Annotated in this window: 16 protein-coding genes and 1 pseudogene; 5 read left to right on the top strand and 12 right to left on the bottom strand. The window is 49.8% G+C overall.

Annotation, left to right across the window (positions count from 1 at the left end):
* Positions 1-81: 81 nt before the first annotated feature.
* Both EHW56_RS06745 and EHW56_RS06740 read right to left on the bottom strand, forming a co-directional pair.
* On the bottom strand, positions 82-1698 hold the full coding sequence (locus tag EHW56_RS06745) for a BCCT family transporter (RefSeq protein ID WP_152794869.1): 1617 nt from the start codon (positions 1696-1698) through the stop codon (positions 82-84).
* A gap of 427 nt (positions 1699-2125) precedes the next feature.
* On the bottom strand, positions 2126-3742 hold the full coding sequence (locus EHW56_RS06740) for a BCCT family transporter (protein WP_152794867.1): 1617 nt from the start codon (positions 3740-3742) through the stop codon (positions 2126-2128).
* 548 nt (positions 3743-4290) lie between these two features.
* On the opposite strand from EHW56_RS06740, the gene EHW56_RS06735 reads away from it, so the two are divergent.
* Positions 4291-5523, top strand: a complete 1233-nt coding sequence (locus EHW56_RS06735; RefSeq protein WP_152794758.1) for a NupC/NupG family nucleoside CNT transporter — start codon at positions 4291-4293, stop codon at positions 5521-5523.
* Between the two features lie 124 nt (positions 5524-5647).
* Positions 5648-6325: a pyrimidine 5'-nucleotidase gene (gene yjjG / locus EHW56_RS06730; protein ID WP_046073599.1), complete on the top strand. Its 678-nt coding sequence runs from the start codon at positions 5648-5650 to the stop codon at positions 6323-6325.
* A gap of 85 nt (positions 6326-6410) precedes the next feature.
* Here the strand turns inward: yjjG and EHW56_RS06725 are convergent, their stop codons facing one another.
* Positions 6411-6716, bottom strand: coding sequence for a hypothetical protein (locus EHW56_RS06725; protein ID WP_077605900.1), 306 nt, complete (start codon positions 6714-6716; stop codon positions 6411-6413).
* Positions 6717-7139: 423 nt separating this feature from the next.
* Between EHW56_RS06725 and EHW56_RS06720 the strand changes: the two genes are divergently transcribed.
* Positions 7140-7634: a fasciclin domain-containing protein gene (locus EHW56_RS06720; RefSeq protein WP_077578519.1), complete on the top strand. Its 495-nt coding sequence runs from the start codon at positions 7140-7142 to the stop codon at positions 7632-7634.
* A gap of 151 nt (positions 7635-7785) precedes the next feature.
* Here the strand turns inward: EHW56_RS06720 and choV are convergent, their stop codons facing one another.
* From choV to EHW56_RS06675, 9 genes are all read right to left on the bottom strand, one after another.
* Positions 7786-8988 (bottom strand): choline ABC transporter ATP-binding protein, encoded by a 1203-nt coding sequence (choV, locus tag EHW56_RS06715; RefSeq protein WP_046073602.1) that lies wholly within the window; start codon positions 8986-8988, stop codon positions 7786-7788.
* A 10-nt stretch (positions 8989-8998) separates the two neighbouring features.
* On the bottom strand, positions 8999-9841 hold the full coding sequence (choW, locus tag EHW56_RS06710; protein ID WP_046073603.1) for a choline ABC transporter permease subunit: 843 nt from the start codon (positions 9839-9841) through the stop codon (positions 8999-9001).
* Between the two features lie 54 nt (positions 9842-9895).
* Positions 9896-10849, bottom strand: a complete 954-nt coding sequence (locus EHW56_RS06705; protein WP_371416090.1) for a choline ABC transporter substrate-binding protein — start codon at positions 10847-10849, stop codon at positions 9896-9898.
* Between the two features lie 25 nt (positions 10850-10874).
* The gene (gene betA / locus EHW56_RS06700; RefSeq protein WP_152794754.1) at positions 10875-12599 is read right to left on the bottom strand and encodes a choline dehydrogenase; all 1725 of its coding nucleotides are present in this window, start codon (positions 12597-12599) and stop codon (positions 10875-10877) included.
* Positions 12600-12619: 20 nt separating this feature from the next.
* Complete coding sequence (gene betB, locus EHW56_RS06695; RefSeq protein ID WP_046073606.1) at positions 12620-14080, bottom strand: betaine-aldehyde dehydrogenase; 1461 nt, start codon at positions 14078-14080, stop codon at positions 12620-12622.
* Positions 14081-14134: 54 nt separating this feature from the next.
* Entirely contained in the window at positions 14135-14737 is a 603-nt protein-coding gene (betI, locus tag EHW56_RS06690; RefSeq protein ID WP_046073607.1) for a transcriptional regulator BetI, read from the bottom strand.
* 648 nt (positions 14738-15385) lie between these two features.
* Positions 15386-16384, bottom strand: coding sequence for a cytochrome d ubiquinol oxidase subunit II (cydB, locus tag EHW56_RS06685; protein ID WP_046073608.1), 999 nt, complete (start codon positions 16382-16384; stop codon positions 15386-15388).
* Positions 16381-17724, bottom strand: a complete 1344-nt coding sequence (locus tag EHW56_RS06680; protein ID WP_046073609.1) for a cytochrome ubiquinol oxidase subunit I — start codon at positions 17722-17724, stop codon at positions 16381-16383. The genes cydB and EHW56_RS06680 overlap by 4 nt, the downstream gene beginning before the upstream one ends.
* Positions 17725-17742: 18 nt before the next feature.
* On the bottom strand, positions 17743-18306 hold the full coding sequence (locus tag EHW56_RS06675) for a GbsR/MarR family transcriptional regulator (protein ID WP_152794750.1): 564 nt from the start codon (positions 18304-18306) through the stop codon (positions 17743-17745).
* A gap of 422 nt (positions 18307-18728) precedes the next feature.
* On the opposite strand from EHW56_RS06675, the pseudogene EHW56_RS15685 reads away from it, so the two are divergent.
* Positions 18729-19496: pseudogene (locus EHW56_RS15685) on the top strand (PAS domain-containing protein); the annotation flags it as partial.
* Positions 19491-20024 (top strand): methyl-accepting chemotaxis protein, encoded by a 534-nt coding sequence (locus EHW56_RS15680; protein ID WP_255377317.1) that lies wholly within the window; start codon positions 19491-19493, stop codon positions 20022-20024. The pseudogene EHW56_RS15685 and the gene EHW56_RS15680, both read left to right, overlap by 6 nt.
* Positions 20025-20047 lie beyond the last annotated feature (23 nt).

Below are 20047 nucleotides of genomic sequence, written 5' to 3'. Positions count from 1 at the left end.
GCTGGCCGGGTAATAAAAAAGGCAGCCCCGAAGGCCTGCCTTTCCTATCTTAGCTAACAATCAAACAGTTAGCACACCTGTTTATTTCGCGCGTGGCTCAGAAGCCAAGCCTTTAAACAAGGAGACAGTCGCTACCAGGAGCACCACGGCGAATGGGAAGCCGGTGGAGACAGCCATCGCTTGCAACGCCACCAAGCCGCCGCCAAGGATCAGCGCCACCGCCACTAAACCTTCAAAAGTGGCCCAGAACACCCGTTGTGATACGGGTACATCCATTTTTCCGCCCGCCGAGATGGTATCAAGCACCAAAGAGCCTGAGTCGGATGACGTGACGAAGAAGACAATGACAAGAATAATACCAATGAACGAGGTGATCGTCGCAAGTGGCAGGCCTTCAAGCATCGCAAACAACGTCAGAGACAGCTCGGCATCGACAACGGCGGTGTAGCCGTCGTTGACAAACTGGTCAATCGCCGTGCCCCCGAATGACGTCATCCAAAGCACACTGGCCGCCGATGGGATCAACAACACACAGGTAATGAACTCGCGTACCGTTCGACCCCGAGATACGCGCGCGATAAACATCCCGACAAATGGTGACCAAGAGATCCACCACGCCCAATAGAAGGATGTCCAACCTTGGGTAAAGTTGGCGTCATCTCGCCCAAATGGCATCGCCAGTGCTGGCAAGTTTTCTAAATAAGCACCAAGATTCCCAAAGAAACCGGTCAGAATCGCAAGCGTCGGGCCAACCGCAATCACAAACAGCAACAATAAAAACGCAAGGATGAGGTTAAGCTCAGATAGGCGCTTCACCCCTTTATCGACGCCAGCAACAACGGAGAAGATCGCCATCGCGGTGATCACCACCACCAAGATGATCTCGGTCGTTGCGCCTAACGGCGTATCGAACAAGTAATGTAAACCACCGGACGCTTGTGAGGCACCAATACCGAGCGAGGTGGCAAGACCAAAGAGCGTCGCCACAATAGCTAAAATATCAATCACATGACCGGTCCAGCCCCATACGCGCTCACCAAACAAGGGATAGAACACCGAACGGATAGTCAGCGGCAACCCTTTATTGTAAGCAAACAGTGCGAGACCAAGCGCCAGCACCGCATAGATGGCCCAAGGGTGCAGTCCCCAGTGGAAAATGGTCGCGGACATACCTAAACGACGTGCCGCGTCTGTATCCCCCGCGGCGCCGCCTAACGGGGCCCAGTCAGTCCGGATACCATTAGCATTTGTCGACGTGCCATCGAGCGCGGTTTGAAAATGCGTCAACGGCTCTGACACGCCATAGAACATAAGGCCAATGCCCATACCCGCGGCGAAAAGCATCGCGAACCAGCCACCATAGCCAAAGTCCGGTTTGGCTTCTGTGCCACCCAGCCGCACTTTTCCTAACGGCGATACAATCAATATTAAGCAAGCAATGACGAAAACATTGCCTGTCGAGAGGAAAAACCAATCGAGATTTGCAGTCAGCCAAGCACGTAAATCGCCAAAAATCGGCCCCATTTTATTTTGAAAGGCCAAGGTCACAAAGACAAAGGCCATAATCGCCAGCCCTGAGACCATAAATACACGGTTGTGAATATCAAAACCAAACGGGCCGACTTTCAAAGCGACGTTATCCTGACCCACTTGGTAGTCAGTGTCGATCGGGTTCACCTGACCGTCTGGTGTCATCATATCTTCATGGCTTTTATCGCTCACGCGTTAACTCCTTAGTCCGTCGATTCACAAGCCTCTCTGTGTTGCCGAACACTGCCGAAGGTTGCTTGGTATTTAAGCGTGATAAAAACACCAAAAAGGGTGGCAATGACAACACGGTCAGCAAGAATACCATAGAGCGAACGCGCTTTAATTAGGCCCCTAACCGCTTGGTCACTTTGTCATCAAGGTTGTTACACACATACCTTGCCAGCACAGCTTATTTACAACGAAGCAGATCCTTTGAACTCATTCTTTAACAGTTATAACGATTGGATAAAGGTGCTCGCTTTTGGCGCAATCAGGGAAGAAAAACGAACAATAGGTAGGGAAAAACGTAACCAATAAAAAAAGCAGCCCACTTGGGGCTGCTTATAAAACCTTAACGTGACGTTAAGTGTTTGGCTTACGAAGCACGAGGCTCTGAGGCCAAACCTTTAAACAGTGACACGGTAGCAACCAGCAACACAATCGTGAATGGGAAGCCTGTCGACACCGCCATTGCTTGCAGGGCGACCAAGCCACCGCCAAGGATCAGCGCAACGGCCACCAAGCCCTCGAAAGAGGCCCAGAATACACGCTGTGGCACAGGAACATTCACTTTACCGCCGGCAGAAATGGTGTCGATAACCAATGACCCTGAGTCAGACGAGGTGATAAAGAACACCATGACCAGGATAATGCCGATAAACGAGGTGATCGCTGCTAGTGGCAGATCATCTAACATCGCAAACAGTTTCAGTGACAGCTCTGCGTCCGCAACCGCGGTATAGCCTTCATTGACGAACTGACCAATTGCGGTGCCTCCAAAGGCAGTCATCCACAATACACAGGCTGCTGATGGGATGATCAACACACAAGTGATGAATTCACGCACGGTACGGCCACGCGATACGCGCGCAATAAACATACCGACGAATGGGGACCAAGAAATCCACCATGCCCAGTAGAAGGATGTCCAACCTTGGGTAAAGTTGGCATCTTCACGGCCAAATGGCATTGACAGCGCAGGCAAGTTTTGTAGATACGCGCCCAAGTTACCAAAGAAACCGGTTAGGATAGCGATGGTTGGACCCACTGCAATCACAAAGATGAGCAGCAATAGCGCAAGCATCATGTTGATTTCAGATAGGCGCTTGACCCCTTTATCAACACCAGCCACAACCGAAAGAATCGCGGCGCCTGTGATACCCATTACCAGCAACACTTCTGTGGTATCACCTAGCGGTGTATCAAACAGATAGTGAAGACCCGCTGATGCCTGTGAGGCACCCAAGCCAAGCGATGTTGCAAGACCAAACAAGGTCGCGATGATTGCCAAAATGTCAATCACGTGGCCCGTCCAGCCCCAAACACGTTCACCGAACAGTGGGTAGAACACAGAACGCATGGTCAAAGGCAAGCCTTTGTTGTACGCAAACAGTGCCAGGCCTAACGCCAATACCGCGTAAATCGCCCATGGGTGCAAGCCCCAGTGGAAAATCGTGGCAGACATACCCAAGCGGCGCGCCGCCTCTGTATCACCGGCTGCCGCACCCAAAGGCGCCCAGTCAGTGCGAAGACCATCAGCGCCTACGGATGTCCCGCCTAACGCCGTTTGGAAATGCGTCAATGGCTCTGAAACCCCGTAGAACATCAGACCAATACCCATACCGGCTGCGAAAAGCATCGCAAACCAGCCGCCGTAGCTGTAATCGGGCTTAGCTTCGGTACCACCGAGTCTCACTTTACCCAGTGGAGACGCAATCAGCACTAGACAGGCAATAACAAAAATGTTTCCTGCTGAAAGGAAGAACCAGTCTAGGTTTGAAGTTAGCCATCCACGTAGATCCCCAAAAACAGGACCAATTTGGTTTTGAAAGGCCAGGGTGACAAAAATGAAGGCCAAAATAGCCAGCCCTGAGACCATAAATACTCGGTTGTGAATATCAAAACCAAACGGGCCGAGTTTCAGTGCCACGTTATCCTGACCGACCTGATAATCAGTATCGATCGGGTTAACCTTCCCGTCTGGTGTCATCATATCTTCATGGCTTTTATCGCTCACGAGTTAACTCCTTAGTCCGTTTATTCGGAAGCCTGTGAGTGTTGGTGGTGCGCCCATTATTCATTGCTGTTCAAGCCATCTTTACCAGCAATAAAAGACCAGCTGTCACCACACAATCAACTACATTACCACATCTGAGAAAAAATTTAATTAGGCCCCTAACCAAATGTTTACTTTCTAACCAAGCACCGAATACCAACTTCCCTCCATGCCCCGATTTTACTGGCTTTCCCGGTTATTTGAACTCTTTATTTCAGAACAATAAACAATTTTGTTAATAGCGTTTTAGAACGCCTAACACCCTCTTAAAATCATAGTCGTATTTTCCACCATTGCTAAGCAAACATAACGATCGTGAAAGTCATCACGCTTGGGCAACTCGCTTGCTCATATCAAAGACGCCATTGATGAAAAAAAATGCAAACACAAAACACACAAAGTGACACTTGTCACATAAGAAAAACCACGTACAATACCGCCGCAATCGTTTTCCATCTCAAGTTTAACGTTTGTGGAGCAACATCATGCAGTTTGGCATTGGCCTGTTGGGGATTAGCGTCCTCTTTCTTATCGCGATGGGTTTTTCTGAAAATCGATCCGCGATTAACTGGCGCACCGTTGGCGGTGCATTCCTCATACAAATCGTCTTTGCTGGCTTTATCATCTCGGTTCCCCTTGGCCAGCGTATTTTGGCCAACGCGTCTGACACCGTCTCTGCGATCATCAGCTTTGGTGACATAGGCGCAGAGTTCCTCTTTGGCGATCTCGCTAAATTTAAACTCGGTTTTATATTCGCCTTTAATGTATTGCCTACCATCGTTTTTTTCTCTGCACTGATCGCTGTGCTGTACCACATTGGGATAATGACATGGGTCATTAGCCTGATTGGTGGACTACTACGACGTGTACTCGGCACGTCGCGTACAGAATCAATGTCTGCCACCGCCAATATTTTTGTTGGCTCTGTTGAAGCGCCGCTGGTTGTTCGGCCTTTTCTTGCTGCCATGACACGCTCAGAGCTGTTTGCTGTCATGGTGGGTGGGCTCGCCTCAGTGGCTGGCGGCACCATGGTAGGCTATGCAGGGCTCGGTGTGGAAATGAAGTACCTTATTGCGGCGGCGTTTATGTCGGCACCGGCAGGACTCATGATGGCCAAGATCATCGTGCCACAAACCGAAACACCGATGACCCCGACGCAACATCAATCAGTGCAAGACACACAGGACAAACCAGTGAACCTGATTGATGCCGGCACGCAAGGCGCCTTAAGTGGCTTACAAATCGCCATGGCAGTGGGTGCCAGTTTATTGGCCGTGATCAGTATGATTGCGCTCATCAATGGTGGGTTAGGTAAGCTTGGTCCTCTTTTGAACCTGCCTCAGCTAAGCCTTGAATGGCTATTTGGCTACCTATTCGCGCCGGTGGCTTGGTTAATTGGCATTCCTTGGCATGAAGCCATGACCGCAGGCACCTTGATCGGTAAAAAAATCGCAGTGAACGAGTTTGTTGCTTTTGCCGATTTTATGAACTTAAAAGGCCAATTATCCGCCCACAGTCAAGCTATCGTGACGTTTGCGCTGTGTGGTTTTGCCAACTTGACCTCCATTGCCATGCTGATGGGAGGCCTAGGCGGCATCGTACCCGAACGCCGGGGCGATATTGCGACACTCGGTATGCGAGCCATTCTCGCGGCGACACTCGCCAACCTGATGAGTGCGACCCTGGCAGGTCTCTACCTTTCCTTGTCATTCTCCTAGCGTATTCGCTCGCGACCACTCACGCTGTTTCTCACCATGGACGGTGAGTAAACAAAAATGGACTCGAAAACCGCACTGGCACTCTGTTACACTTAGTTAACTTCACGTAAAGAGATGTAATAACATGCGATACCCATGGGTTTTATTCGATGCCGACGAGACCTTGTTTCACTTTGATGCGTTCTCCGGCTTACAACGTCTGTTCTCGCATTACGATGTCGATTTTGACCAGCAGGCGTTTGCAGAATACTCCGCACGCAATAAACCACTGTGGGTACAGTATCAAAATGGGGAAATTGATGCCCAGACTCTACAGACCGAACGCTTTACGGACTGGGGAAAGCGCTTAAACGTCGCCCCTTCTTCCTTAAACCAAGGGTTTTTAGATGCCATGGCAGACATCTGTGAACCATTACCAGGGGCTCGGGAACTCATCAACGCCATTTCCCCGCATGCTCATATCGGTATCATCACTAACGGGTTTACAGCTTTACAAGATATTCGTTTAGAAAAAACAGGATTGAAGGCGGCGATCTCTACGTTAGTCATTTCTGAGCAGGTCGGTGTCGCTAAGCCTGACCCACGTATCTTTGAACATGCGTTTGAAAAAATGGGGCATCCGCCTAAAGAAAAAATCTTGATGGTGGGTGATAACCCACATTCTGACGTTCTCGGTGGCATGCAAGCCGGCATCGATACGTGTTGGTTAAATGTCGATAATACCCCTGTCCCTGAAGATATTGCGCCGACACACCAAGTTGACTCTCTACATCAATTAAAAAATTGGCTACTGCCAACCTAAACAGTGACAAAAAAGAGAGCAAACATGCTCTCTTTTTATCGGCACCGCCATTATTAACGGCGGCTTGAACTCAATCGTGCGTCTTTTAGCTGTGGTCGCCTTTGATGAATGCGGCTTGCTCTACACGCTCACCTTGATCGGTGCTAGCCACAAAGTTGATTGAGCGGCTGTTTTGGTTCTGAGCATGGATAAATACACGACCAGACTCATCCGTTACCTTCGCATCAAGACCCGACTCATTGGCGACTTTAGCGCCTTTTACCGCTTGGCCTTGTTCAGTGACCGTTACCCAAGCGCCCCCTTCTGCAGGGTCTACATCGAGGTTCAGACCACCAGCCATGACAGACGTTGAAGCGAACGTTAGGGCAAAGATTGCAGCAAGTTTTTTCATGGTTTGTTTCCTCTTTCGTAATGGGTTGACAGCTATTAAACGCAAATTGTGCCGGTGATTTGTCACCTCAATGTCTCCATTTCTAAAAATCTGTCTCCAGAGACTCATCAAGGCGCAATCACGGTTCGATATCGTCATTGCGTTATTGCGTTATTGCCGTGGAACGAGAATGAGGTTACGCCTGACAGAACGTGACGACAATCACAATAATATGAATGACTCGTTCGAAAAATTTCACAAGACGGCGGCGGTTATTAGGCGTAGAAAAGAGGAAGATGGGGAATACTCTCCTTACCAGTGATCGACTTCGCTCCCGTCCTCGTTTTCATCCTTGCAACAAGTTGATACTTCCCAAGTCGTCACCAAGGGTTGTAATAAGGCAACTTATTGGGTGGGGAAACGAACGCAAAAGGGAGAACAATGATGTTAACACGCACGATCACGAAATTAGCCATCACTGCGACATTGCTGGTTGGGATGGGAAGCGCCGTCGCTGCCCACCACAAAGGTGAGCATGACATTGTTGATACAGCAATGAAAAATGACGACTTTTCAACATTGGTGGCAGCCGTTAAAGCCGCGGACCTTGTTGATACATTGAAAGGAGAGGGCCCGTTTACCGTCTTTGCCCCCACGAACGCGGCTTTCGATAAGTTACCTGACGGCACGGTGGACACCCTACTCAAGCCAGAAAACAAAGACAAACTCACCGAGATCCTGACCTACCACGTCGTCCCTGGAAAAGTAACGGCAGAGCAAGTGATGGGGATGTCTTCCGCGACCACAGTGCAAGGCAGTGACGTAATGATCAAAACATCGTACGGGGATGTCAAAATCGATAACGCTACCGTCGTCAAGCCCGATATCATGACCTCTAACGGCGTTATTCATGTGATTGATACCGTGATAATGCCCTAGTACTTTGTCCGTCTCGCTCAACAAGGGCGCTCGTGAGGCGATATGAGTGAGGCACCAAACCTCGGTACACACATAGATACGTAAAAAAACAGCCTGCTCTTGGAGCAGGCTGTTTTATTCATCTGTCTATAGACAATTCATACACCGAATGTCACGCCGCTTTATCAGTGCACTTTTGTTGAAACTTACCTAACAGCGCGTGGTAGAAGTCATGGTCAGATAAGGTACCAACCAGTTTCCCTTCTTCGATGAGTAACACTGGCTTAACAGTGTGATAGCGAATTTCAATCGCATCACGCATTTCGATGTCAGGCGAGGCAACCACAATGGTGTCGTCTCCAACTTGTGACAGATCTTGAACGTCTTTTTCCCATTCAACGACTCGTAGGGGCTGTGAGCCTGCAGCGGCTGACAAACGACCGCCCTGCTCTGCGGTAACCCAAATATCACGCTGCTCACACACTTTCCAACGGTTGTCGACATGAGGTAAGTCGTCAACAGATTTCATCATCGAACGCCCTTTCAACACGTTCAATGGATTAGTATGAGCAACAAAGTCACGCACGTAATCCGTCTCAGGACGCAGCACAATGTCTTCAGGCTTACCATGTTGAATAAGCTGGCCTGATTCCATGATGGCAATGTTATTACCAATTTTCAGGGCTTCGTCCAAATCATGGCTCACAAACAAAATCGTTTTGTTGAGCTTTTTCTGCAACTCTAGCAACTCATCTTGTAGCTGCGCACGGATCAGTGGATCCAGTGCCGAGAAAGGTTCATCCATCAGTAGAATATCACTGTCCATCGCGAACGCACGGGCCAAGCCAACGCGCTGCTGCATACCACCAGACAGCTCATGCGGATATTGATAAGCCCAGTCGTCCAACCCGACCATTTCTAGCTTTTCCAGCGCTTGTCGACGACGCTCTTTCTTGCTGATACCTTTCATTTCTAGGCCAAAGGCGACGTTATCAACCACTGTCATCCAAGGCATAAGCGCAAACTTTTGAAACACCATAGATGCACGGTTAGTACGAAGGTGGCGAAGCGTTTGCGAGTCAACTGTTGCCATGTCGACCATTCTGTTGCCATCACGGACTTCAAGACTACCGCGGCTGATGGGGTTCAATCCATTCACGGCGCGCAGTAGACTCGATTTACCTGAGCCAGATAAACCCATCAAGACGCAGATTTCACCTTCTTTCACATTGAGTGAGACATTGTCCACGCCCACAACTTGACCGGTTTTCTCGATAATCTCTGAGCGGCTTAATCCATCATCAAGCAGATCCAGTGCTGGCTTAACATTGTCGCCAAACACCACGTCTAAATTTTTAATTGCGATTGCGTCCATGGTTTCCCCCTTATTCGTTGCCTTGATTTGGTGCTTTACACAGGCGGTCAAGAATGATGGCTACCAATACAATCGCCAGACCCGCTTCAAAACCCTGAGAAATGTTGACGGTATTCAGTGCACGAACCACTGGTTTACCGAGGCCATCAGCACCTACCAGCGCCGCGATCACCACCATCGACAGTGACAACATAATGCACTGAGTCACACCCGTCATAATGCTAGGCAGTGCCGCAGGAAGCTCCACTTTAAACAGTAGTTTCATACGGTTAGCACCAAATGCGCGTCCTGCCTCTACCAACTCTTCCGGTACACGGGTAATGCCGAGATACGTCAAACGAATCGGCGCCGCGATGGCAAAAATGATGGTTGAAATCAGACCTGGGACAATGCCCAAACCGAACAGCACCAAGGTTGGGATCAAGTAGACGAACGGCGGTACCGTCTGCATCAAGTCCAATAAGGGCCGCATAATGGTGTACACCAAGGGCCGATGCGCGGCCATTATCCCAAGCGGTATGCCAATTAATACGGAAATCGTTGTCGCGGCAAATACCAGAACAAAGGTTTCCAGCATCTCTTGCCAGTAGCCCAGGTTGAGGATCAACAAGAGCGCACTCACAACAAAGATCACGATGGAAATTCGACGCTGCAGGTACCATGCTAAGGCGGCTGTCATAATGATCGGCCCTGCCGCTGGCATCCATTTAAAAATGTCGACTAATAGTGTGATGGTCGTATCTAAGCCAATTGAGATCGCATCAAAAAAGCCGGCGGCGTTCATGGTTAGCCAGTCAACACCATTTTCCATCCATTGACCGAGTGGGATCTTGTTATCTGTAATAATATTCACAATAAAACCTTAGGGGCGGCGTTAACACCGCCCTCTCCTTCTACACTTTTTTATTTACGCTTCAGTCTTTTTCAGGTACTCAGTGACCGCTTCAACCGCGTTCTCACCATCAACGGTGCTCACGCCGTCTAGCCACTTGTTCAGCACACTTGGGTTATTACGCAACCACTCGCGTGCCGCGGCCTGAGGCTTCTCTCCGTCATTAAGGATTTTGCCCATCATTTCGTTTTCCATCTTGAGGCTGAACTCAAGTTGCTCAAGCATTTGACCGACGTTCGCACACTGCTCGACATAGCCGCTACGTACGTTGGTATGAACCGTGGCACCGCCATAGTTAGGACCAAAGTACTCGTCCGCACCAGATAGGTATTTCATATCAAAGTTGCTGTTCATTGGGTGCGGGGCCCAACCGAGGAAGGCAACCCACTTGTCACGACGAACGGCACGAGACACCTGAGACACCATGCCAGCTTCACTGGATTCGATAAGACGGAAGTCACCCAGGTTGAAATCATCGGTATCGATCATTTTCTGGATCTGGCGGTTACCGTCGTTACCTGGCTCAATGCCATAAATGCGTGAGTCGAACTTGTCAGCGTATTTCGCGATATCTGCGACGCTAGTAACACCCGCATCGTAAACATACTTAGGCACGGCGAGGGTATATTTGGCACCTGTCAGGTTGGCGCGAACGCTGTCGATCGAGCCTTCGTCAAGATACTTTTTGATATCGCCTGTTTGCGTAGGCATCCAGTTACCGAGGAATACGTCGATGTCGCCCGACGCAAGTGATGAGAAGGTTACCGGCAAAGACAATAGATCGGTTTGTGTCTCGTAACCCATGCCTTTCAGCACTTCAGTAGTGATGGCAGTCGTTGAGGTCACGTCTGTCCAACCGATATCCGAAAAGCGGACTGTCTCACACTGATTAGCGGCGGCGCTAAAAGCGACCATTGAGCTCAAACCGACTGCGGTCATCAGAGTTTTGCTGGTTTTACGTTTATTCATTGACATCTTAGTTTCCTTGTAATGCTTACTGATTAGTTTCTAGTGTGTGCTCACCGGCGGTGGCATCATCACTCTGCGCGTTTTGATTGCGTTGCTTGTGCTGCCACTCAGCCGCAATCCATACTGGCACCTGCTCGGCAGGCAAGAGTGGCTTTTCAAGGATCATGTCAGCGGCGCGCTCCGCTACCATGATGGTTGGGGCATTTAGGTTGCCGTTAGGGATTGTCGGGAAGACAGACGAGTCCACCACCCGCAACCCTTGAATTCCACGCACACGGCACTGCTCATCAAGCACAGCCAATGCGTCATCGTCGGCGCCCATTTTGCAAGTACACGAGGGGTGATACGCGCTTTCCACGTTGTCTTTCACCCAACGGTCAATCGCTTCATCAGACTGAACATCATTGCCCGGCTGAATTTCATCGCCGCGGAAGGTATCCATCGCGTTTTGCGCCATGATTTCACGGGTCAAACGGATGGTGTCACGCCAGTCTTGGCGATCTTGCTCGGTGGTAATGTAGTTAAATAGGATTGACGGCTTATCGTGCGGATCGGCTGATTTGATCCGAACGTGACCGCGGCTCTCTGGTTTGTTCGGGCCAACGTGTACCTGAAAACCATGGCCATCAAACGCGGCTTTGCCGTCATAGCGCATCGCTGCAGGCAAGAAGTGATACTGAACGTTCGGCCACTTCAATCCTTCACGAGAGCGAATAAAAGCGCATGACTCAAAGTGGTTGGTGGCCCCCAGCCCCTTACGGGTTAAGATCCACTCAGTGCCAATCATGCCTTTGCTGATAAGGCCCAGCTTGCTATTAAGCGTAATAGGCTGTTTGCAGTGGAACTGGAAGTAGACCTCGAGGTGATCTTGCAGGTTTTCACCCACACCCGGCAGTTCATGCTTAACGTCTACGCCAGCTTTCTCCAGCACATCACGTGAACCAATCCCTGATAGCTGCAGCAGCTGTGGCGATCCCACAGAACCCGCACTCGAAATGACTTCTTTGTCGGCCATCACATGCTCGATGTTGCCGCCTTTTTCAAATTCCACGCCCACCGCGCACTTGCCTTCCAACAAGATGCGGCGGGTGACCACACCTTTTTTCAAGGTCAGGTTGCTGCGCTTCAGTGCGCGGCGCAGATAAGCGTTCGACGTAGAAGCACGCACGCCCTTATCGACGGTCATGTGCATAGGGCCAAAGCCCTCTTGCTGATAACCGTTGTAATCGTTTGTTTCGGGATAGCCTGCTTCGACACCCGCATCAATAAAGGCTTGATACAGCGGGTTGAGTTTCATGTCGTTACCGTTACATGTGCCCACAGGCCCCTGACCGCCACGGTAAGTATCGGCACCGCCAGACCAGGTTTCTGCGCGCTTAAAGTACGGCAAACAGCTCGCGTAATCCCAACCGTTAGCACCGTGCTCAACCCACTCTTCAAAGTCACAAGCGTGACCGCGGACATACACCATGCCATTAATCGATGAGCTTCCCCCCAGCACTTTGCCACGCGGGCAATGCAGTTGGCGGCCGTCAAGGCCTGGCTCAGGCAAAGATTCAAACTGCCACGCGTAGCGTTTGGTATTCATCGGGATCGATAGCGCCGTTGGCATCTGAATAAAAATGCTCTTATCGGTACCACCGGCTTCCAGCAATAACACTTGATGTTGGCCTGACTCGGTCAGCCGATCAGCCAATGCGCAGCCGGCCGAACCCGCGCCGACGATAATATAATCGTAGCGTTGTGACATATTGGTCGCTCCGTTAGAAATTAGGCGTAAGGGCTGGCGAAGTCGCCAAGCTCGATCAACACACTCTTGGTTTGGGTATAATGCGTGAGGGTTTCGACACCATTTTCACGCCCTACCCCTGAATGCTTATAGCCACCGACAGGCATTTCAGCCGGCGAATCGCCCCAGGTGTTGACCCAGCAAATACCCGCTTCGAGTTGATGAATAATGCGATGTGCACGCGATAGGTTTTGGGTGAAGACACCAGCCGCTAGGCCATAGTGAGTATTGTTGGCACGTGCTACCACTTCTTCCTCGTCAGAGAAACGCAGCACTGACATCACAGGGCCAAAGATCTCGTCACGAACATGCGCCATGCTGTCGTCACAGTCAGTGAAAATGGTGGGGGCCACAAAGTTACCTTTATCGAGGCCGTTCTCAGTGACGCGGTAACCACCGGTCAGCAAGGTCGCACCGCTTTGTTTTGCGGTCTCGATAGCCGTCATCACTTTCTCAAGGTGATCGGTTGAGATCAGCGCACCAATTTGCGTGTTCATGTCGGTTGGGTCACCGATAACAAGCTTTTCAGTACGATGTTTAAGCTGTTCAATAAAGCGGTCATAGATGCTGTCATGAACAAACACACGTGTACCGTGCGTACACACTTCACCCTGGGTGTAGAAGTTTGCCACCATTGCTGCGGATACCGCATTGTCCAGGTCGGCATCATCAAACACGATACATGGCGATTTACCGCCTAGTTCCATCGTGACTGATTTCAGGGTCTTCGCGGCGTCACCCATAACGGTTTTGCCCGTGCCCACTTCACCGGTAAACGATACTTTGGCAATCTCAGGATGTGCCGTCAGCATTTGACCCACACGATAATCACCCTGCACCACATTAAAGACACCGGCAGGCATACCCGCTTCTGCAAAGATCTCTGCCAGTTTCAGTGCGGTCAGCGGTGTTTCTTCCGAGGGTTTGAAAACCATGGCGTTACCCGCGGCTAAGGCAGGTGCTGACTTCCACATGGCAATTTGAATCGGATAGTTCCATGCACCAATGCCTGCACACACACCCAGTGGCTCACGGCGGGTGTAGAAGAATTGGTTGTCAGAAAGCGGTTGCTGCTCACCTTGCATTGATGGTACCAAGTTAGCAAAGTACTCAATCGCATCCGCGCCCGTCACTACGTCAACCTCTACCGCTTCTTGCATCGGTTTGCCGGTGTCTAGTACTTCCAGCTTGGCTAGCTCATCATTACGCTCACGTAACAACGCAACGGCTTTAAGCAAAATACGGCTACGCTCCATGGCCGTCATACGTGACCAAACCGCAAAACCTTGCTTAGCGGCATCCACCGCAGCTTGCACATCGTCTGCCGAGGCTTGGCCAATTTGCGCCAGTGTCTCGCCCGTTGCTGGGTTTACCGTTGCAAACTGCTCACCGCTTGTTGCGGAGGTAAGCTGACCGTTAATAAAAAGCGTTTTCGCATCCATGATTAATCCTGAATTCATTTCTGTTCGAGTGTGCATGTAAGGCTCTGTTGAGGCTTAGCTCTGAGGACGACCATAAAAGGTCAGTTGCTTATCCAAATAGTCATTGATAATGGTGCGTGCGTTGTTGGCATCAATACCTTTAGGGTTCAATGCACCACGCAACCAGATACCATCAATCAATGCGGCAATCCCCTGAGCAACCATCGCAGCCTGCTCTTCTGGCAATAGTGCGCGAAGTTCAATGCGCAAATGTGACAGCAAGCGCTTCTCGTTCACGCGTTGTAAACGATGTAACTCGTTGTCATGCATGGCATAAGACCAGAACGCCAACCAGGTTTTAACCACATCAGATTTGGCCTGAAAACCTTCAAAGTTGGCATTAATAATCGCGTTAATACGCGCCTGGTGGTGATGACGCGGAATTTCTTTCAATGCGCCGATCACAGTGGCTGAAAGCTCGCGCAATACCACGCGCATCGTTTCTTCCAGCAAGCCATGCTTACCACCGAAGTAGTGGTTGATAATGCCTGTCGATACGCCGGCTTCCTTACTAATCAAAGAAATACTTGCCGCATGTAGCCCCACTCGACCAATCACCGTCATGGTGGCTCTAACAAGTTGCGGTTTTCGTACTTCCGGCATCCCTACCTTAGGCATTTCGTCTCCCATTCGTTTTTAATTGAACGATTAGTTAAAGATAATCTTACACGCTAATCTTTAGATCTCAAACATTATTTTTAACCAATTTGCTACACCCACCCCCACCAAAAAACAGCTAGATAAAGACAAAACAATGATTTAGGTCAATTTTACCCTGACTGATTCCAGACCTAATATTTTGTGCTGATAGCACTATTTGTGAGCAAATCGTGTAAAAAACCGCCTTACCAAACCCTAAAAGCTGGCTTTAATAAGGGGCATAAAGAAGAAAAACGCTTCATTGTCTCGACGACCGAGACGTGCCGGCCACATAGCAATAAAAAGATAACAGCAAAATGCGGCACATTAGAGTAATATCGCTACTAATTAGCCACAAGTGGCAGTTAGGCACGGATCGTCACAATAAGATAAAGAGAGGAAAGCGTCGTACTAAACGGACGACAAATAAATGAGATGTAATGGTTAACCCCCTAAATGTTTAGGGTGACAAGTTTTATGACGTCGCAGCGTGATGCATGAAGCGATAACAGGCAACCTTGACATCGCTTAATAGAAGCGCGTTTAAGGCCAGCCACAGGAGGGCATAAAAAAGCGCTCAGGCCTGTCAAAAAGCCTGAGCGCCTCATCGATGATGTTAACGTCGCCCTACTCGTAGTTAAGCTCTGTCGCTTTCCCCGAGAAGACACGATAAACAAACAGGGTATACAAGAAGATCATGGGCAAGACAAACATGGCACCATAGCCCACAATCAATAAGGTACCCGGCGCACTGGCCGCTTCTTTTGCTGTCATCACCCCAGGAATAATATCGGGGAAAAAGCTATACGCGAGACCAAAGAAACTCAATGCGAATAGGAAAATTGCACCAATGAAAGGGAACTGGTATCCCACATCGTTTTCGACCGGTACGTGGCGTAGGTAGCGATCAACAAGCAGCATGATGGCAAGACAAACCAACGGGACGGGTGCGAGTAATAAAATTTCAGGGAAGCCAAACCAACGCGCTGCGACTGTCTCACTGACCAGAGGATTGACAATACTGATCGCTAACACCCCTAGTGCTGCCAGCCAACCGCCACGACGTGACCATTTAGCCGCACGTTTTTGCAAATCCCCCTCGGTTTTCATCACCAGCCAGGTACCGCCGATATAGATGTACGCTGCGGTAACACAGAGGCCGCTTAATAGCGCAAACAAATATGAGCCTGTGCTGTCATCAAAGGCCAACACATAGCGACCAATCATGTAGCCTTGCGTCATTGACGCGATAAAAGACCCGGCTTTAAAACAACGGTCCCAGAGATCTTTACGCTCTGGCTTCACCTTGGCACGAAAATCAAAAGAGACACCACGTAAGATAAGCCCAGCTAGCATCACAGACGTTGGCAGGTACAGTTCAGTCAAAATCATGCTGTGGGCCGCTGGGAAAGCAATCAGCAACAATCCCACCGCCAACACCAGCCAGGTTTCGTTAGCATCCCAAAAGGGACCAATTGACGCAATCATACGGTCACGCTGCGCCTGATTGCAGCTTGGTAACAGCATACCGACGCCAAGGTCGTAGCCATCAAGCACGGCATACATGAAGACCGAAAAGCCAAACAGCAGCAGATAAATTTCAGGCAGATAAGGAGTTATGCTCATACGTTCACCTCTTTCTCAGGCTGAGCGTGATTGTCTGATTGATATTCAGGCAGGCGTTTTTTCGCCAAAAAGAATAAGGTGCGGATATACGCCACCATTAGCACCGCGTAGAGCGTCAGGTAAATGGTTAAGGTAATCCCTACGTGCGAGCTTGCGACTGGAGTGACCGCATCGGCGGTTTTAAGCACCCCCTGCACCAGCCAGGGCTGACGACCGATTTCCGTCACATACCAGCCTGAAAGCGTGGCCACCCAACCGGAAAACGTCATAGCGACTAGGCCGATTAAGTGCCACTTGGGCATCGGCTGGTTACGCCACACGCGATACGCTGTAAACCAGCTTACCAGCAGCATCAATACGCCCACTCCGACCATAATGCGGAAACCAAAGAACAACGGCTTCACCGGCGGATGATAGTCAAAGCTTTCCAGCCCTTTGATCTCGCCGTCGAGTTGGTGAGTCAGAATCAAGCTCGCCAGATTCGGGATCCCAACTTCAAAGTCGTTGGAACGTGTTTCTTCATTGGGTACCGCAAACAACAGCAAAGGCGCACCCTGCTCGGTTTCCCAAACCCCTTCCATGGCCGCAATTTTCTGCGGCTGATGTTCAAGGGTATTGAGACCGTGCATATCACCGACAAAAATTTGCAAGGGAATAAGGATGGCGGCAGCCGTGATCCCTACTTTTAATGGTTTATCTGCCACACCTGATTTAGGCGATTTCAACTTCTGGTAGGCAGAAATACCGGCAATCAAGAAAGACGCGGTCAGCCCTGACGCTAATAGCATATGGCTTAAGCGATACGGCATAGACGGATTAAAAATCACCTCGAACCAACTGGTTGGATGCACCACACCATCGATAATTTCAAAACCGGTTGGCGTATGCATCCAGCTGTTCAGCACCAAAATCCAGAACGCAGAAATAGTGGTACCAATCGCCACCAGCAGCGTCGCTAATGTGTGCACCCAGTTCGGAACGCGATTTTTACCAAACAGCATAATGCCAAGGAAGGTCGCCTCCATAAAAAAGGCGGTCATCACCTCATAGCCCAACAGAGGCCCGGCAATATTACCGACCTTTTCCATAAAGCCAGGCCAATTGGTGCCGAACTGGAAACTCATGGTGATCCCAGACACCACCCCTAGCGCAAAGGTGAGCGCGAACACTTTTACCCAGAAGTAGTAGGTATCCAACCAGATTTGCTCACCGGTACGGTTGTGCCGGAACTTGAAAAACACCAGCATCCACCCAAGCGCGATTGTGATGGTGGGAAACAGGATGTGAAAGCTGATGTTGGCCGCAAATTGGATCCGCGACAACATTAATGTATCTAACATGACATTACCCTCAGGAGGTTAACTACCCGATTCTTCGTTGGACTTGCTGTGAAACAGCTTGCCGGATAACTCAAGAAGCTTGCCGACACTGCTACCCAGCTTCATCAAGTTTTTTAGATGTTCAGGTTTCATTTGCTGCACATCGTCAAACCAGTGGTTAAACAGCTCTAGGAGATCGTGGATTTCGTGCAACTGCTTAACCGAGTGACTCTCTGCGTCGTCTTCACTCCGCATAAAGTGTGAGCGCAGCATGGATAAAGTAGGGTCAACTTCCCGCTTCTTCCTTTCGGCGAGAACTTGCTGCGCCAACTCCCAGATAGTGCCATTGGACACAAAGTAGTCCTTTCTATCCCCGGGGGTGCGCTGCGAACGGATCAAGTGCCAGCCTTGCAGCTCTTTGGTTGCCATACTGACATTGCCACGAGAAATGTTGAGCGCCGACACAATGTCGTCTGCGCTCAGTGGATGCTCGCTCAACACAATCAGTGCCAACATTTCGCCCACCGAACGATTAAAGCCCCAACGACTTCCCATTTCACCAAAGTGCATCACCACATTACGTAGTTCTTGTGATAGCTCCATCTTGATCTCCCTCACAGTGCTTCTGTGGGATAATACGGAGTTTCTTTGTGGGAGATCAATGAAAATTTGGAAATTTCAGAAATTATTGAAAATAGAAAAGCAAAGTTGTAAGCAAAGGTGAAGAGAGGTTATGAATACGTTACATTCAGCTATAATTAAACATGATCGAAGTCACACAGGTTACGTACCCACGGACGGAAAAGAAAGGGAAAACACACAAACAGATACACAATTGAGAGTTTTATAATCATCGAGTTTCTCAACACAAATGGCTTTTTATACTGGCAACCACAATGTATTTGGGGACAAGATCACATTAGGAGTGTCATTATCGCCTACACTTATCATGGTGCGCCTCCTTATAACGATGAAACAAGACGCGCCGTTAACATAAACACCTGAACAAAAGGAAGTTTGCTGTCATGTTCAAAAAAGCGCAGCGAGAGCTGGACACCTGCCGAGCAGAAAAAGCCGCGCTCCAAGCAGAGCTCGATGCTATCAAAGCACATATTGCCACCATCACCTTTACACCTGATGGCATTATTACCGATGTGAATGACAAGCTGCTCAATATTATCGGCTACACCGCCGATGAAGTCATCGGCCAACATCACCGTGCGGTGTGCTTTGACGAGACCAGTCAAGCCCCAAGTTACCAGCAGTTTTGGCAGTCACTCGCGCAAGGAAAGGCACAAAAAGGGGTGTTTCGTCGCCGCCATCAATCCGGCGCCGAGATTTGGATGGAAGCGACCTATGTCCCCATTAAAGATGCCAACGGCAAAGTCGTCAGCATTCGCAAATTAGCGGCTGATGTGACGCAACAGTATCAAGACGCCCGCCGACAAGAGGCCATATTAGCAGCGATTAACCGCTCATTGGCGGTGATTGAATTCGAGCCCGATGGCACGATTATTCGTGCCAACGATAACTTTCTCGCTGCAGTCGGCTATCAAGACCACGAGATCAAAGGCCAACATCACCGTATGTTCTGTGATCAGGACTTTTACGATGAGAACCCTGATTTTTGGGCGAATTTAGCACGCGGACAATTCACTTCTGGGCAATATTTGCGCCGCGATAAATATGGTAACGAAGTCTGGTTAGAAGCCACCTATAATCCCGTTTTTGATGCGAAGGGAAACGTTCATCGGGTAATCAAGTTCGCTACTGCCATCACCGATACGGTGAAACAAAACCAGGCAGTCAATCAGGCGGCAGAACTCGCGCAAGCCTCTTCCGAACAAACACTCCGCCACAGTGAAAACGGCAGTGCCTTGTTACAAGAGGCCGTCAAGCTGTCGCAGAGTGTGAACGATCAAGCCGTCGAGGCCACCAATCAAGTCGCACAATTGAGTGAGCACGCACAAAGTATCGAAAACATCGTCACCACTATTAAGCAAATCGCAGAGCAAACGAACCTTCTAGCGCTAAATGCGGCAATAGAAGCCGCACGCGCGGGCGACCAAGGGCGAGGCTTTGCCGTGGTCGCCGATGAAGTACGCGGCCTGTCGCAACGCACTAGTCACTCGACCACCGAAATTGCCGATGTTGTCGATGAAAACCAACAACTGATCAAAGGCGTGAGTGAGGCAATGGAAAGAGTGACCGAGCAATCGACCATAGGACAAGAAAAAGTCACCGCTGCCGACACTGTGATGAGTGACATTCATGCCGGCGCGGAAGAAGTGTCCGCTACCGTTCGTCGGCTGACACAATAACCGTCGATCTCATTGCCATTCGG

Origin of the sequence: Salinivibrio sp. VGrn1 (assembly GCF_009377995.1) — a bacterium.
GTDB lineage: Bacteria > Pseudomonadota > Gammaproteobacteria > Enterobacterales > Vibrionaceae > Salinivibrio > Salinivibrio siamensis.
This window is presented reverse-complemented; position numbering and strand designations above follow the sequence as displayed.